Origin of the sequence: Aquisalimonas sp. APHAB1-3, from assembly GCF_048323695.1 — a bacterium.
GTDB lineage: Bacteria > Pseudomonadota > Gammaproteobacteria > Nitrococcales > Aquisalimonadaceae > Aquisalimonas.
Genome location: NZ_JBLWFT010000005.1, coordinates 55172 through 70958, shown reverse-complemented (window position 1 = coordinate 70958; position 15787 = coordinate 55172). Strand labels below are relative to the sequence as shown.

The following is a 15787-nucleotide window of genomic DNA, read 5'->3' as shown; positions in this document are numbered from 1 at the left end:
CAGCGCCGGTTGCCCCTATCTAAGTAACAGTACAGAACCGTCTTGCGACTGAGAGAATCGATCAACCATGAAGCGCGTTTCACTGTTTCTTCTGACCAACCTGGGCATCGTGGTGCTGCTTGGCATCATGCTGAATCTCTTCATCGAGCCGTGGATGGCGCGGGAAGGGATGCACATGAACACCACGGGCATCCTGATTCTGGCCACTATCTTCGGCATGGGGGGCGCGTTCATCTCCCTGGCCCTGTCCAAGACCATGGCCAAGCGCATGACCGGGGCGCGCGTGATCGACAAGCCGGCCAATCCCACCGAGCAGTGGCTCGTGGATACGGTCCGCCGGCACGCTCAGCAGGCCGGTATCGGCATGCCGGAAGTCGCCATCTACGATGCCCCGGAGATCAACGCGTTTGCCACCGGGATGAAGCGGGATGATGCGCTCGTGGCGGTCAGTGCCGGGCTGCTGCGGCAGATGAACGCGGATGAGGCCGAGGCGGTCATCGGCCACGAGGTGGCCCATATCCAGAACGGCGACATGGTCACGCTGGCCCTGATTCAGGGTGTGCTGAATACCTTCGTGATCGTGCTGTCGCGGGTGGTGGGCATGTTCGTGGACAAGGTGATCTTCAAGAACGAACGTGGCTATGGCCCCGGCTTCTGGATCACCGTGATCTTCGCCCAGATCGTGCTCGGCATCATTGCCAGCATGATCGTGCAGTGGTTTTCGCGGCAGCGGGAGTACCGCGCCGACCTGGGCGGCGCCCGATTTGCCGGTCGCGAGAAGATGATCGCGGCGCTGGAGAAGCTCAAGCGCAACAGTGAGCCGTCGACGCTGCCGGAGCAGGTCGAGGCGTTCGGTATCTCCGGCCGCATGGGGCAGGGGCTCAAGAGCCTCATGATGAGCCACCCGCCCCTGGATGACCGCATTGCCGCGCTACGGGAGCGGCGCTACGGCTGAACCGCTCAGATCACGGTGCCGGTGAAGTCGTAGTCCATCTCGGGGGAGGGGGCGTGCAGGAAATGGCCCTGCACGAAATCGACCTGGTAGCGCCAGTAGGTCGCCATGGTCATGGCGTCCTCCACGTAGCCGGCGATGACCTGCTTCTTCATGGCGTGGGCGTTCTCGATAATCGACCGCACCCGTTCCTGGGTCTGCTCATTGCTGGCGAGATCCCGGCCCAGTGAGCGGTCCAGCTTCAGGTGATCCGCCGGCAGGTGCTTGAGCAGCTGGAACGGGTTCAGGCTGCTGCCGAAGTGGTCGAGTGCAAACCCGCAGCCCAGCTCCTTGATGCCCCGGAAGGCCTCCCGGGAATCGTTGAGCTGGGTGACGGCAACCGGCTCGTTCACTTCGAAACTGAGTGCGGCGCCGCGGACGCCGTGGGCCTTCAGACGAGCGCCCAGGAACGTCGTGAAATCCCGGTCGGCCAGCGTCTGCCCCGAGAGCTTGATCATGAGCGTGGTGGAGCCGTCGGTGGTTGCCTGCCGTTTGAGGGCCTGCAGTACGTGCTCGACCACCCAGCGGTCCAGTTGGTGCATGACGCCGGCGTCCTCGGCCTGGGGGACGAAGTCCGTGGGCATCAGGTCAACGCCTTCCTCGTTGCGCAGTCGCAGCCGCACCTCGTAGCGGGGTGAGCCATCGCCGCTCAGGGAGGCGACGGGCATGTAGACCAGGTGAAACCGGTTCTGCTGCAGTGCATCTTCAATGGTCTCCCGCCACCGCTGTGCCGCCACGGCACTGCCGTTGCGGTCGTCCGTGGCATGCAGGTGGACCTGGTTGCCACCGGCGTTGCGCGCGAGCTCGCACGCCTGGTGGGCGCGCGAGATGGCGTCGTCGGCGTCCGGTGATGTCTCGCCGATCATGAGTGCGCCGATGGTGCAGGTGGTCGTGACCGTGTGCTGCCCGGCCTCTACGATGTGATCCTCCACCTGCTGCCGGATGGCCTCTGCCAGGGCCACGGCCTCGTGTACGCTGCGGTGGGGCAGCAGTACCGTGAAGACGTCGTCGGCGAAGCGTCCGGCGAGGTAGTCCGTCTCCAGTTCGGCGCTGATGAGACCTGCAACGTCGGTGACCGTTTTGTCACTTGCCGCGATGCCCAGCTTCTGTCGGATGCCGTCGAGGTTTTCCACCTGCACGTAAAGCAGGCCGTGACTGCTGTTGTCGTCGGCGGCGGTTTCGGCCATGACCGCCTTCAGTTCGTCGAGGAAGTGCGTGCGATTGGCAAGCCCCGTGAGCAGGTCTTTCCGGCTCAGTGAATCCAGCTCCGCCTCCAGTTCGCTGTCATCGGACTGATCCCGCAGGAGGATCTGCGTGCATGCTTCGCCGTCAACGGTGGCCGCGGACAGGCTGATCTGCACAGGTACGGTCCGCCCGCCGGTGATCATGCTGACGCCGGCGTGCGGCTCGCTGTGGTCGCCCTGGCTGTAGCGCCGCAGCAGCTCCTTGAAGGTCTTCTGGTCGTCGGGGCTGACCATGTCGAGGATCGGCATGCCCTCGATGTCGGCGAACGCATCGACGCCGAACTTCTCCAGGTAGGCCGGATTGGCGTAGATGTGCATGCCTTCATGCACATAGGCGATGGCATCCCGGGAATTGTCCATTAGGGCGCTGGCCCGTCGTTCCGACTCGCGCAGCGCCTTCTCGATGCGGCGCAGGCGGCGCCGCTCGTTGAGGTGTCGGAGTTCCCGTCGCACCACCAGTTTGAGGTGCTCCAGGTCGCTCTTGCAGACCATGTCCTGGGCGCCCGCAAGCAGGGCTTCGCGGCGCCGCTTCTGGTCATCGTCGCCGGTAACCGCGAGCAGCGGCAGATCGCGACCGCTTTCCTGGATGATGTGCGCTGCGTCGGCGAACCCGAGGCTGTCGAGCTCCGTGGAGCACAGGAACAGGTCGAAGGCGTGCTCGGAGAGGGTGTCGCGGAGATCCTCGTCGTCCTCGATCCGCGTGGCGCGCACCGCGTGCCCGGCGTTACGCAGTACGCTGATGAACATCTCGGCGTCGTTCAGCGATGCTTCTGCCACAAGTAGCCGGACAACCTCGTCCTGATTCATGCGCTCGATCCCTGCTGTGGTTGAGTGGTTCACTGGATGGTGCCGTAGCGCGGAGGCGACGCCAAGCCTTGCGTTATCCGTGCCCCGGGGTGCTCAACGGCGTCTTGGCCGGGGCGCCGGCGTCCTCCCGGGTCAGCTGCGGGACCAGGTAGCCCGGCAGCCGCTCGGCCAGGGCCGCCGCCAGTGCCCGGGCGCTGGCGTCGGGAACCAGGAAATGGGTCGCCCCGGCCACCCGGTCGAGCTGATGCAGGTAGTAGGGCAGTACGCCCATGGCGAACAGGCGCTCGCTGAGCGCCTCCTGACTGGCGACATCGTCATTGATTCCGCGCAGCAGTACGGCCTGGTTGAGCAGGGTGACGCCGGCTTGCCGCAGCCGGTCACAGGCGGCGGCGACGCTGGTGTCCAGCTCGTTGGCGTGGTTGGCGTGCAGCACCATGACCGGTTGCAGCCGGCCACCGGCAAACCACTGCACGAACGCGTCGTCCACCCGCTCCGGCAGCACCACGGGCAGTCGCGAGTGCACGCGCAGCCGGCGCAGATGCCCGATGGCGTCCAGCTCGGCGGCAAGCGGGGCCAGGCGGTGATCGGGCAGAGTGAGCGGATCGCCCCCACTGAGAATGACTTCGGTCAGCTCCGGGCGCCCGCGGAGGTACGCCAGGGCAGGGCCCCACTGGTCCCGGGCGGCGTGTGCGTCGCCGTAGGGGAAGTGGCGGCGGAAGCAGTAGCGGCAGTTGATGGCGCAGGCGCCGGTGGTGATCAGCAGCGCCCGCCCGTGGTACTTGTGCAGCACGCCGGGTGCGCTCAGGGCGGAGAGGTCGCCCACGGGGTCCCGGACAAAGCCGGGGTCGTCGTCCTGTTCCGCCGCCAGCGGCAGAACCTGGCGCAGCAGTGGATCATCCGGGTCGCCGTGGCGCATGCGTGCCACGAACCCCCTGGGGACCCGGACCGGGAAGGACGCATGCCCCGCACGCGCCGCCGGCAGGTGCGCCGGATCCAGCCCCAGTGCGGCCAGGAGCTCATCCGGGCGGCGATAGCCACGGGCCAGTTCGCTCTGCCAGGCGGAAGACCGGTGCGGTGTACGGGAAGCAACGCCTGCTGACATGGGCTTCTGCCAAGAAGGTTAGTAACGGTGCGGAATTTTCGTTAGCATTCAGGGCCGTCGGCGCGGACGCGCACAGCTTGCGCGCGGCCGCGGCCCGAACGAAACGGAGCCATCACACTAGCACATCAGTCGCCGGGCAGGCTCCCGCCCGGCGCCCATCGCAGGTAACGGGGTCCCAATGGCGACATACAGCACCAACCAGTTCAAGGGCGGACTCAAGCTCATGCTCGACGGCGAGCCGTACAGCATCGTCGAGAACGAGTTCGTCAAACCCGGCAAGGGTCAGGCGTTCAACCGGGTCAAACTGCGTAATCTCAAGACCGGCAAGGTGCTGGATCGCACCTTCAAGTCCGGCGAGTCCGTGGAAGCGGCCGATGTGCTGGAGACCGAGCTCCAGTATCTCTACAGCGACGGCGAGTTCTGGTACTTCATGGACATGGAGACCTTCGACCAGATTGCTGCCAACAAGGCCGCCATGGGCGACGCCGACAAGTGGCTGAAGGAGCAGGATATCTGCAACGTCACCCTGTGGAACGGCGAGCCGCTGCAGGTGGACGCGCCGGCGTTCGTCGAACTCAAGGTCACGGAGACGGACCCGGGCCTCCGGGGCGACACCAGCAGCGGCGGCAGCAAGCCGGCCACGGTGGAGACCGGCGCAGTGGTGCGGGTGCCGTTGTTCATTGAAGAGGGTGAAGTACTGCGCATCGATACCCGCACTGCCGAGTACGTGAGCCGCGTCAAGGAGTGACGCCGGCGCTCGCGCGCCTTGCCGACAAGCGGCACAATGGCGCAGCGAGCTGGCCGAACGTCTGAGAAGGTAAGTAATGCCGTGACGGACGAAGCCTGGCGGCCCGCCGCCTCCCTGGAAACCCTGTATGCGCGGTCCCGACTGCTGGACGCGGTGCGGGGTTTTTTTCGTGAGCGCGGCGTCCTGGAGGTGGAGACGCCCATGCTCTCCGCCGCCGCGGCGACCGATCCGAATCTGGAGCCCCTGGTCACGTGCTATGACGGCCCCGGCGCGCCGCCGGACGGCCGGATGTATCTGCACACGTCCCCGGAGTTCCCCATGAAGCGCCTGCTGGCCGCCGGCTCCGGCGCGATCTGGCAGATGACCCGGGTTTTCCGTGGTGGCGAGCGGGGGGTGCGGCACAACCCCGAGTTCACCATGCTCGAGTGGTATCGCCCCGGCTGGGACCACTGGGCGCTTATGGATGAGGTCGCGGCGCTGGTTCACCACGTCGCCGGGCCGCAACCGGTGCGTTTTCACACCTATGCGGAGCTGTTTGCCCCGCTGGGCATTGATGCCCACGGCGATGACACCGCGCGCCTCGAGGCCGCGGCCGACCGGTTGGTGGTGGCGCCGCCGCAGGGGCTGGATCGGGAGGCGCTGCTGGATCTGATCCTGTCCCACTGCATTGCGCCGAATCTGGGCCGTGGCGCCCTGGATTTCGTGCATGACTTCCCCGTGGCCCAGGCCGCACTGGCCCGCATCCGGCCCGTTGATCCGCCGGTGGCGGAGCGCTTCGAGTGCTACCTGCAGGGCATGGAGATCGCCAACGGGTTTCACGAGTTGAGCGATGCCGGCGAGCAGCGACGGCGTTTTGCAGCAGATCAGGACAAGCGCCGCGACCGCGGTCAGTCGGTGCTGCCGATGGACGAGAATCTGCTGGCCGCCCTCCAGGCGGGGCTGCCCGATTGCGCGGGGGTGGCTCTGGGGCTGGATCGGCTGTTCATGGTGGCGCTGGGGGCTGCGCACATCGACGAGGTGCTTGCGTTTCCCCTGGAGCGGGCATGACGGGCGGTTTGCGTGGCGGCGCATGAGTCGGGATGGTGGGCGTAAACGTCCACCCTACGCCCAGACCCGAGGCACCGCCCCGTAGGGTGGACCGTCAGGTCCACCGGGCGAATCGCCACCCGGCCCCCTTGCCCCGGAGCACCGCCCCGAAGGGTGGACCTCCAAGTCCGCCAGGTGAATCAGCACCCCGCCACCTTGCCCCGGAGCACTTCACCCGTAGGGTGGACCTTCAGGTCCACCAGTCGCTAACTCCGACGCGCTCAATCGTCCCCGTCCTCCGGTGTCAGGACTTTCGCATCCCCGGAGTGGTCGACCGTCTCCAGCTGCACCGGCCGCCGCCACACCCGCTGGATGTAATTGAGCACCTTGCGGGAGCGGGCCAGGTCCAGGCCCCGGCCGTCGCTCTCCACGTCGTGCCCCAGTTCCAGGTGGCCATCGGCGCCCATGGCTTTCACGTAGATCCGCGGCCCGCCGTAGTTGAACTTCGGCGCCAGGATGTTCTCCCGCAGGGTGTCAATCTCCCGGTCGCGCACGATGAACCGTTCTTCGCCGCCGGCGCCGGGGCGGCGGGTGAAGTTGAACAGCCGCAACTCCTTGGCGAGGTCCTCGTGGAGGTAGTTGCGGATAAAGCTGAAGTCGTCCTCGTCGCGGCGGATCGCCAGCGCCTCTTCCAGGCTGCAGTCCTTCAGAATGCGCTCCCACATGGAGAACCCGAGGTGGTAGGGGTTCACCCGCAGTGAGACCGCATCGTCGCCAGCGTAGGGCCGGACCACGTCGGAGTGGGTCTTGATGGCGTCCAGGTAGACCCGGTTGGGGAGAAAATCCGCTTCCCGCAGCAGGCGGGCGTGCCAGTAGCTGGCCCAGCCTTCGTTCATGATCTGGCAGGCGAACACGGGGTAGAAGTAGAACGACTCCTCCCGTACCGCGAGGAAGATGTCCCGCTCCCAGCCCTCCAGTTCCGGGGCGTAGCGGGCGATGAACCAGAGCAGGTCGTACTCCGGCCCGGGCGGGATCGGCGCACGCTCCCGCGCGGGCAACGGCTCCGCCTCGTCTTCCCCGGGCAGCTGGTTGTAATGACGCTGGAACCCCTGGGCTGGCGGCTTGTCACGCGGTTCGCGCATCTCCGGGTAATCCGGGCGGTTGAGCCCCTGATTGATGTCCACGTTGGCCTCCAGGGCGAGAGCGGCATCAAGCACCGCTTCCACCCGGCTCTGCCCGTGGTCCTCGATGGCTGCCTGGATCCGGTTGGCGCGCTCGGCGGCCTGCTCCACGATGTGGTAGCCCACCTCGCGCTGCATGCGGTCGAACAGTTGATTGTTGCGGGAGAAGTCCGCGTGGCCGAGCACGTGGGCGGTGACCAGCGTGTTCTCGGCCAGGGCGTTGTCGTCCACCAAGTATGCGCGGTTCGGGTTGCCGGGGAAGACCACCTCGAAGATCTTCGAGTGGCCCATGCGGTGCTGGACGTACTGGTAGATGTAGCGCACCCCGAACGACCAGTGGGGCATGCGCACCGGCAACCCGTAGACCGCCACCTCCATCATGAAGGCGTTGGGAACCAGCTCGAAGTCCACCGGGTAGAAGCTCAGGCCGCGCTCCTTTGCCAGGGCCTCGATCCGCGGTGCGTAATCGGCAAGCTGCTCGTTGCTCATCTCCGGGCCGTGCATGTGTTCCACGGTGACCTCCTGGCTCGTGATGCGTCGGTGCTAGTCGCTTTCTGCGGTGTCGACCTGTCGCCGGAAGAACGCGCGAATAGCGTCCCAGATGTCCTCGTCGGCGTGCACGGTGTAGCTGCTGACCGGGTAGTTGCGCGCCTCCAGGGACTTGAACAGCCGTCCGGTCTCGGAGCGCGCCGCCTCGAAGCGGTTCTGGGGTGTCTCCACCAGCCCCATGAAGTTCACCTCCGACGCCAGCTCCAGGGCGACTGCCTCGGCGGCGTCGCGGTCGTCGGCGAAGTTGTCGCCGTCCGATGCGTAGAAGACGTACTGGTTGTACTGGGCGGCGGGATAGCGCTGGGCGAAGATGTCACGCACGCTGCGTAATCCGCTGGAGGCCACGGTGCCGCCCGTGGCGCTGATCTGGAAGAACTCCTCCTCGCTGAACTCCCACGCCTCGTTGGTGTGTGCCACGAACACCGTCTCGATATTGCCGTACTGGCGGCGCAACCCTTGGGTGGCCCAGAAGAAGAACGCCTTGGCGAGCTTGCGCCGGTTGCCGTCCATGCTTGCCGAGACGTCCAGGATGAACGCCACCACGGCGTTCATGGCGGGGCGGCGCCTCCGGGAGAGCTGCCGGTAGCGCAGATCGTCGTCGGTGAATGGCACCGGGTCGGTCTGTACGGCGCGCCGCTTGACCGCTTCCTTGACCGTGCGGCGGCGGTCCAGCCGCGCCCTCGGCCCGCGCCGGTCCCAACCCTCGGGCGTGAGCTCGTCGTCCTGCAGGGCGTCGGCGGTCTTGGGCTTGAGGTCCGGCAGTTCCAGTTCCTGCCAGATCCAGTCCACGATGTCGTCCACCTTGAACTCCAGCACGAACTGGAATTCCCCTTCGCCGCTGCCCCCCTCGCCGCTGCCCTTGCCGCGTTTCGGCTGACCGCCGGTGCGGAACACGTCGCCCGGCTCGCCGTTGCCCTGACCCACACCGTCGTCCTCGTGGGGATCGCGCAGGCGGAAGCGGTAGTGCTCCATGAACCGCACCGGCACCTGCACTGTCCGGTCGCCGGGGCGGCTGAGGATGTCGGATCCGGTGACCATGTCAGGCAGGTGGTCGCGAACCGCGTCCCGGACCTTCTGGTTGTGCCTGAGCCAGTCGCGGGCACCACGGGAGAACAGGTCGTACCAGCGGTTGTGTACCGCCATGCGGGAGATGGGCTGTCTGTCGTCGTCGCGCATAGTGCCTCCAGGAAAGCAGTCCCGGCCGGGCGGCGTCCCTGCCGCCCGGGCCCCGCAGCGTCTACTCCTGGGAGAGCAGGGTGGTGACGTAGTTCAGGGCCTCGCGGGCACTGTGGGCGTCATACCCGTAATCACTCACCAGACGGTCCTCGACCGCCGAGACCTTCCGCTGCGTCTCGTCATCGGGCCGTGCGCTGGAGGTCACCAGTCGCAGGACATCACGCCGCTCCTGGAACAGGTACTGTTCCACCGCCTCGCGCAGCCGTTCGTGACTGCCCAGGGTGAACTTCTCGCCGCGCTTGTAAGAGCCCATGGCCTTGCGGACCACCTCCTGGCGGAACGAGTGCTTGCCGGCATCGGAGATGGAGATCTTCTCCTCCACGCCGCGCAGGAAGCGTTCGTCCGCGTCCCGCTCCTCGCCGGTAATGGGATCCTCCACCTTGCGGTTGTCCAGCACCGCTTCCACCTCGTCCAGGTACTTCTCCAGCAGATCCTGGGCTTCCTGTTCGAAGGAGACAAACAGGGCCTTGTGCACGTCCTCCTTCACCCACCGGTTGTAGAAGTCCTTGCGGGTGGTGACCAGCAGATCGACCCACACCTTCTTCTCCTTGGCGTCCATGCGCGCATCGGATTCGATGGCGTCCTTCAGGGCGATCAGCACGTCGAGCGCGGTGAGACTCTTGTTCTCGCTGCGGCTGATGGCCCCCGCCAGGGTGTTGACCACGAACCGCGGACTGACGCCATCCATGCCCTCGTCGGGGTTCTCGTTGCGGACCTTCTCCACTTCGGAGCGCGAGACGCCCTCTACATCCTCGCCTGCGTGCAGCCGCACCTTCTTGGTGAGATCCAGGTCGGCCCGCTCCGAAGGTTTGAGCCGGGTCAGCACCGCGAACACCGCCGCCAGTTTCAGGGCATGCGGATCCAGGTGGACCTCCTTGAACGTCGGTGTGGACGAGGTGAGCTTCTCGTAGATCCGCGCCTCGTCCTGGTAGCGCAGGGTGTAGGGCACCTGGATGATGACCATGCGGTCCAGCAGCGCCTCGTTCTCCTTTTCCTGCAGGAACTTGCGGAATTCCGCCAGGTTGGTGTGCGCGACGATGGTCTGGTCCATGTGGATCAGCGGAAAGCGCGACACCTTGATGTTCTTCTCCTGCGTGAGGGTGAGCAGCAGGTAGAGGAACTCCCGCTTGACCTTGAGAATCTCGATCATCTCCAGCATGCCGCGATTGGCGGCATAGACCGCCCCCGACCACGACCACGCCCGCGGATTGCCCTCGTCGCCGTATTGGGCAACCTTGGAGAGATCCACCGAACCCACCAGGTCGGCAATGTCCGCCGTGGTGGGGTCGTGGGGTGCGTAGGTGCCCACGCCCACGCGCCCCGCTTCGCTGATGAACACCCGCTCCACCGGGACCTGGGTGAAGTCGCCTTCATACTCCTCTTCGAGCATGGTGCGGGTGTAGGGCGAGAGTTCGCCCTCGATGTTCACGCCGTAGGTGTCGCGGAACTCCGCGCGCTTGCTCTGGGGGATGAGCAGCAGCGGATTTTCGTGGATGGGCGAGCCCTTGATGGCATACATGGCGCCATCATCGGTGAGGCTGTACTCCTCCAGGCCGCGCTTGAGCAGCGTGACCAGACTGGATTTGCCGCCCGAGGGCGGGCCCAGCAGAAGCAGCAGGCGGCGGCCCACCTCGGAGCCTTCGCTGGCCGCCTTGAAGTAGTTGGCAACGCGCTCCAGGGACTCATCCATGCCGTAGAGGTCGTTGGCGAACAGGTCGTAGCGGGTAACGTGCTCTCCTTCGTCGGATCGCTGGGTGCCATGCCAGCGGATCATGTCCCAAAGGTACTGGTGACTGGTACGTGCCAGGGCGGTCGGCGCCGTAGGCAGTACCTCGCGCAGGAACGCGCCAAACGTCCCTTCCCAGTGCTTCGCCTTATGCTGCTGGGTGTAGCTGATCAGGGAATCGACAAACTGATCTTTATCCACCATAACCGGCCCTCTGCGGAGTGCTGACAACGCAAGACATCCAGGGTGACCGGCCGTTGCTCCCGACCTGTTGCACGTGCCCGGGGCCGGTCACCGCGGTCCACGCTCATACGGTTGGATCGGGTGTTGCGCCGTTTAGTTCCGATGGCGTGAACCCTCACTCACAGTATGGTTCCGGGTGCGGCGGTTTGCTGCCCGCGATCGGCACTGAATTGCGCGTTCCTTGACGCCGTTCACGCTCTCCCTGCAAGTCGGTAGACTACCCGTCGTCCCGGGGGCACCGGGGCGGCAGACCTGCCACGAACCGAGAGTATGGACATGAGCGCATCATCGCTGGAGCAGGCGCGGGGCCGCGTGGCCGAGCTGCGCGCGCAGATCGACGAGCACAACCACCGGTACTACGTGCTGGACGAGCCCGTGCTGGCGGATGCCGAGTACGATGCGCTGCTGCGGGAGCTCCAGGGCCTTGAAGCACAGTACCCGCAGCTGATCACCACGGATTCGCCCACCCAGCGCGTGGGTGCGACGCCCTCCGACGGTTTCGGCGAGGTGGTGCACGGCCTGCCCATGCTCTCCCTGGACAACGCCTTCGATGCCGACGAACTGCGGGAATTCGACCGCCGGGTGCGCGAGCGTGGTGGCGTCGGTGCCGTGACCTACATTGGCGAGCCGAAGCTCGACGGGCTGTCCCTCAGTGTCCGTTACGAAGACGGCATGCTCGTGCAGGCCGGCACCCGTGGTGATGGCCGCGTCGGCGAGGACATCACCAGCAATGTCCGCACCGTGGGCAGCGTCCCCCTGCGGTTGCGGGGCGATGACCCCCCGGCGCGGCTGGAGGTCCGCGGTGAAGTGGTCATCCGGCGTCAGGATTTCGAGACGCTCAATGCCGCGCGCCTGGACAAGGGCGAACGGCCGTTCGCCAACCCGCGCAACGCCGCCGCCGGCAGTCTGCGTCAGCTCGACCCGCGGATTGCCGCGCAGCGGCCGCTCACCCTGTTCGCCTTCGGTGTGGGGGAATGCAGCGTCCCGCTGGGGGACACCCACTGGGAGGTGCTGGAGCATTTGGGGGCCTGGGGATTCCGGGTCAATCGCGAGGTGCGGCGGCTCGAGGGCGTCGACAGCTGTCTGGCCTTCTACGAGGAGCTGCTGGAGCGCCGGGACAGCCTGGATTACGAGATCGACGGTGTGGTGTTCAAGGTGGACGACCTGCGCCTGCGGGAGACCCTGGGTTTCACCGCCCGCGCGCCGCGCTGGGCCATTGCCTCAAAGCTACCCGCGCGCGAGGCCACCACCCGGGTGCGGCGCATCCTGCCGTCTGTCGGCCGCACCGGCGCCATCACGCCGGTGGCGGAGCTGGAACCGGTGGAGGTGGGCGGCGTCACCGTCGGCCGCGCGACGCTCCATAATCTGGATGAACTGCGGCGCAAGGATGTGCGTGAGGGGGATACCGTCATGGTCCGCCGCGCCGGCGACGTCATCCCCGAGATCGTCAGTGTGGTCCAGGATGCCCGGCCACAGGGCGCGGAATCGTGGAAAATGCCGTCGGCCTGTCCGGTCTGCGGGTCCGAGGTGATTCGGCCGGAAGGGGAGGTGGATTACCGCTGCATCGGCAGCATGCAGTGCCCGGCACAGCTCAGGGAGTCCATCCGCCATTTCGCGTCGCGTCGGGCGCTCGACATCGAAGGGCTTGGCGACAAGGTCGCCGAGCAGCTGGTGGATACCGGGCTGGTCAAGGAACTGGCGGACGTGTTCCGGCTGGAGAAGTCGCAGGTGCTGGCGCTGGACGGCTTTGCCGATGTCTCCGCGGGCAATCTGATTGCCGCCGTGGAGGCGCGGCGCCGGATCCCGCTGGACCGGCTGCTCTACGCCATCGGCATCCCCGGTGTGGGCGACGATACCGCGCGCCTGCTTGCCTCCCAGGTGGGGGATCTGGGTTTCATACGGCGAGCCCATCCCGTGTTGCTGGCGCTGATTCCCGGCATCGGTCGCACCATGGGCGAGGAGATTCGCGCCTTCTTCGCCGACGAGCGCAATGCCGGTGGTCTGGACCGCCTGCTGGAGCTGGTGGAGATCGCGGGCGAGCATGGCTTTGCCGCGGCGTATGCGGATGCCATCAGCGCGGCGGCGATCATCACCGAGCTCAATTTGCCCAAGGTCGGGCCCAAGCGCGCGGCAGAACTGGCTGGCAAGACCGACCGACTCGAGGAGCTGGCAGCGCTGCCGGTCCAGCGCCTGCCCGTCACCGGTGCCGATGCCGAGCGGGTGCGTCAGGCATTGCAGGACCTGCAGCCCGCGCTGGCCCAGGTGGAGAAGCTGCTGCTGGACAAGCACTTGCACTGGACCAGTGATCGCTCCCGCGCGCACATCCAAGGGGGCGGTGGCGTCGCCAGCCCGCTCGCGGGCAAGACGTTCGTGCTTACGGGCACGCTGGAGGGCATGAGCCGGGACGAGGCCAAGGCGCGGATCGAGGCGCAGGGGGGCAAGGTCACCGGGAGCGTGTCCGGGAAGACCGATTACGTGGTGGCCGGGGAGGCCGCCGGCTCGAAGCGCGCAAAGGCGGAAGAGCTGGGTGTGACCATCCTTGATGAAGCCGGCCTTGACGGGTTGCTCAACCAGTAGGTACGGCGCACGCGCTGGTGCACCGCGTCACCACGTCTGCTCAGTCCTCATCCTGTGGCCGGTAGAGCTCGATCCGGCTCTCGTGGCGCAGCTCGTTGACGTAGTCCTCGATCCGCTCCTGGGTCAGCGCCTGCCGCAGCTGCTCCGAGACGTCCTCGAACCGCGGCGGCTCCCGGTCGCGCTGGCCCTCCAGTTTGATCACGTGGTAACCGTAACGGGTACGCACCGGCTCCCGTGTGTGTTCGCCCACATCCAGCTCCATCACGGCTTCGCCGAACGGACGGACCATGTCGCCCGGGACGAACCAGCCCAGATCACCGCCGCGGGCGGCCGTGGGGCCATGGGAGTAGCGCTGGGCCAGCGCGCCGAAATCCTCGCCGTTGTCCAGCTCTTCAATGATCGCTTCCGCTTCCGCCTCGTCGGTCAGCAGGATATGCCGGGCATGGTACTCTTGGCGCTGGCTTTCCTCGTCCATGAGCTGGTCGAACCGCACCAGCATCTCGTCGTTGGGGATGGGCTCACGCTTGAGCTCCTCGAGCATCGCCTGGGCAAGCACGGCGTACTGCAGGTTGCGCATCTGCGCACGGACGGTCTCGTTCTCGGTCAGTCCCCGCTCGCGGGCGTCCTGGGCGATCAAGGTCATCTCCACCAGTTCCAGCAGCAGCGTTTCGCGCTGCTCCCGGTCGATGCGGTCCGGGTTCTCGCCGGTCCGCCGGAGAATATGCAGCTGCAGCATGGTCTCGCTGATGGGCTCGTCGTTGACCTTGGCGACGATATGAACCTGCCGTTCGTCCGGGTGCTGCTCGTCCGCCGTGTCATCGCCGCAGCCGGCAGCCAGCAGAGCCATCGGCAGCAGCAGCCCGTAGAGCGCGCGGACGGCTCTGTTCATGCCGACTGGCCCTCGTGTTCATCGGGGGTGAGGGCGCGGATGCTCAGAGCGTGGATGGTGTCCCGCCGCATGGCGTCGCCCATGGCGTCGTAGACGAGCCGGTGACGCTTTATCCGGGGCTCCCCGTGGAACGCGTCGCTGACCACCAGTACCCGGAAATGGCCGCCCCCATCCTTTGCGCCGGCATGTCCGGCATGGAGGTGGCTTTCGTCCTCGATTTCGATGTGCCGAACTGGCAGGGCCGCTTCCAGGCGCTGCCGGATCATCGCCACCCGTTCCTGCGTCATGGCAGTACCTTCCTGAACGGTTTCACGGTGACTGACTGGTACACGCCCGCGGCCACGTAGGGATCCTCGTTGGCCCAAGCCTTGGCATCCTCCAGGGAGGGGAACTCGGCAATCACCATGCTGCCGGAGAAACCGTCGGGGCCCGGGTCCTCGGCATCAATGGCCGGGTTCGGCCCGGCAACCAGCAGGCGGCCCTCCGCTTTCAGCGCCTCCAGGCGCTCCAGGTGTGCGGGGCGCGCCTCCTTTCGCAGGGGCAGGCTGTTTTCCACGTCCTCGCTGATGATGGCGTAATACATTGGTTCTTTTCCTGACTGTAGGTGTCTGGCAACAGTCGCGAGGTTAGCACAGCCATCCGGCGCTCGGCAGGCGCCCTTACGCGGGCCGCCGGGAGAGAGCGGCCGCCACTGTGCTACATTACGGCGGACATGACGTCGGCCGGCCTGAATGCCTGCTGTTGTGATGATCCGGCCGGGATGCGCTGCTTCCGGGCCGGTTCCAATTGAATTGACAGCCGTCGGCGGCATCCGTTCGGCGCAGGACGCAACGAGGGGACGATGAGCCAGTATTTCGAGATCCATCCCGACTCGCCGCAGCCAAGACTGATCCGTCAGGCCGTGAATATTCTCGAGTCGGGCGGTGTCATCGTCTATCCAACGGATTCCACCTATGCGCTGGCCTGTGCGATGGGGGCGAAGGAGGCCATTGACCGCATTCGCCAGATCCGCCAGCTCCCGGACCGGCACAACTTCACCCTGACCTGTCGTGACCTGTCCGACATCGGTGTGTACGCCAAGGTGGAGAATACCGCCTACCGTCTCCTCAAGGCCTTTACCCCTGGCCCCTACACGTTCGTGCTGCGGGCGACCGGCGAAGTGCCGCGGCGGCTCCAGCACCCCAAGCGTAAGTCCATCGGTATCCGTGTTCCGGATCATCCCATCGCCCGGGCGCTCACCGAGGAACTCGGTGAGCCGATGATGACCACGAGCTTGCTCATGCCCGGTGACGACCTCCCCATGACCGAAGCCGAGGACATCCGTGCGCGGATCGGCAAGCTGGTGGACCTCATCATTGACGGCGGCCCCTGCGGCATGGAGCCCTCCACCGTGGTGGACCTCTACGACGGCACGCCCGTGGTGCTGCGCCGCGGCGCCGGAGACGCCAGCGTCTTCGAGGAGTGATGC

13 protein-coding genes are annotated in these 15787 nt (G+C 66.3%); 5 read left to right on the top strand and 8 right to left on the bottom strand.

The features are described 5' to 3' along the window. The first annotated feature begins 67 nt into the window (after positions 1-67). Positions 68-955 (top strand): protease HtpX, encoded by an 888-nt coding sequence (gene htpX, locus ACNSTU_RS09775; protein WP_091640938.1) that lies wholly within the window; start codon positions 68-70, stop codon positions 953-955. 5 nt (positions 956-960) lie between these two features. Here the strand turns inward: htpX and ACNSTU_RS09770 are convergent, their stop codons facing one another. Beyond that, positions 961-3042, bottom strand: a complete 2082-nt coding sequence (locus tag ACNSTU_RS09770) for an EAL domain-containing protein (RefSeq protein WP_418212309.1) — start codon at positions 3040-3042, stop codon at positions 961-963. 73 nt (positions 3043-3115) lie between these two features. Then, complete coding sequence (gene epmB / locus ACNSTU_RS09765; protein WP_418212308.1) at positions 3116-4144, bottom strand: EF-P beta-lysylation protein EpmB; 1029 nt, start codon at positions 4142-4144, stop codon at positions 3116-3118. A 178-nt stretch (positions 4145-4322) separates the two neighbouring features. Here epmB and efp point away from each other — a divergent pair, with 178 nt between their 5' ends. Then, the gene (gene efp, locus ACNSTU_RS09760; RefSeq protein ID WP_091640935.1) at positions 4323-4892 is read left to right on the top strand and encodes an elongation factor P; all 570 of its coding nucleotides are present in this window, start codon (positions 4323-4325) and stop codon (positions 4890-4892) included. Positions 4893-4973: 81 nt separating this feature from the next. Beyond that, a complete protein-coding gene (gene epmA, locus ACNSTU_RS09755) occupies positions 4974-5939 on the top strand; it encodes an EF-P lysine aminoacylase EpmA (RefSeq protein WP_290636995.1) in 966 nt (321 codons plus the stop codon). Between the two features lie 260 nt (positions 5940-6199). Here the strand turns inward: epmA and ACNSTU_RS09750 are convergent, their stop codons facing one another. The 3 genes from ACNSTU_RS09750 to ACNSTU_RS09740 all read right to left on the bottom strand — a co-directional run bounded on the left by ACNSTU_RS09750 (position 6200) and on the right by ACNSTU_RS09740 (position 10814). Further along, positions 6200-7603, bottom strand: coding sequence for a SpoVR family protein (locus ACNSTU_RS09750; protein ID WP_290633030.1), 1404 nt, complete (start codon positions 7601-7603; stop codon positions 6200-6202). Positions 7604-7642: 39 nt separating this feature from the next. Further along, entirely contained in the window at positions 7643-8824 is a 1182-nt protein-coding gene (locus ACNSTU_RS09745) for a DUF444 family protein (protein WP_290632993.1), read from the bottom strand. Positions 8825-8885: 61 nt separating this feature from the next. Continuing rightward, a complete protein-coding gene (locus ACNSTU_RS09740; RefSeq protein ID WP_290632995.1) occupies positions 8886-10814 on the bottom strand; it encodes a PrkA family serine protein kinase in 1929 nt (642 codons plus the stop codon). 309 nt (positions 10815-11123) lie between these two features. On the opposite strand from ACNSTU_RS09740, the gene ligA reads away from it, so the two are divergent. Continuing rightward, positions 11124-13430 (top strand): NAD-dependent DNA ligase LigA, encoded by a 2307-nt coding sequence (gene ligA / locus ACNSTU_RS09735; protein ID WP_418212307.1) that lies wholly within the window; start codon positions 11124-11126, stop codon positions 13428-13430. A 40-nt stretch (positions 13431-13470) separates the two neighbouring features. Here ligA and ACNSTU_RS09730 read toward each other — a convergent pair whose 3' ends face one another. From ACNSTU_RS09730 to ACNSTU_RS09720, 3 genes are read right to left on the bottom strand one after another with little or no spacing between them, the layout of a single operon-like run. Then, on the bottom strand, positions 13471-14319 hold the full coding sequence (locus tag ACNSTU_RS09730; protein WP_290632999.1) for a peptidylprolyl isomerase: 849 nt from the start codon (positions 14317-14319) through the stop codon (positions 13471-13473). Next, complete coding sequence (locus ACNSTU_RS09725; protein WP_290633001.1) at positions 14316-14606, bottom strand: BolA family protein; 291 nt, start codon at positions 14604-14606, stop codon at positions 14316-14318. The genes ACNSTU_RS09730 and ACNSTU_RS09725 overlap by 4 nt, the downstream gene beginning before the upstream one ends. Further along, on the bottom strand, positions 14603-14902 hold the full coding sequence (locus tag ACNSTU_RS09720) for a YciI family protein (RefSeq protein WP_290633004.1): 300 nt from the start codon (positions 14900-14902) through the stop codon (positions 14603-14605). Before ACNSTU_RS09720 ends, ACNSTU_RS09725 begins: the two co-directional genes overlap by 4 nt. Positions 14903-15160: 258 nt before the next feature. On the opposite strand from ACNSTU_RS09720, the gene ACNSTU_RS09715 reads away from it, so the two are divergent. Beyond that, complete coding sequence (locus tag ACNSTU_RS09715; RefSeq protein ID WP_290633006.1) at positions 15161-15784, top strand: L-threonylcarbamoyladenylate synthase; 624 nt, start codon at positions 15161-15163, stop codon at positions 15782-15784. The last annotated feature ends 3 nt before the right edge of the window (positions 15785-15787 follow it).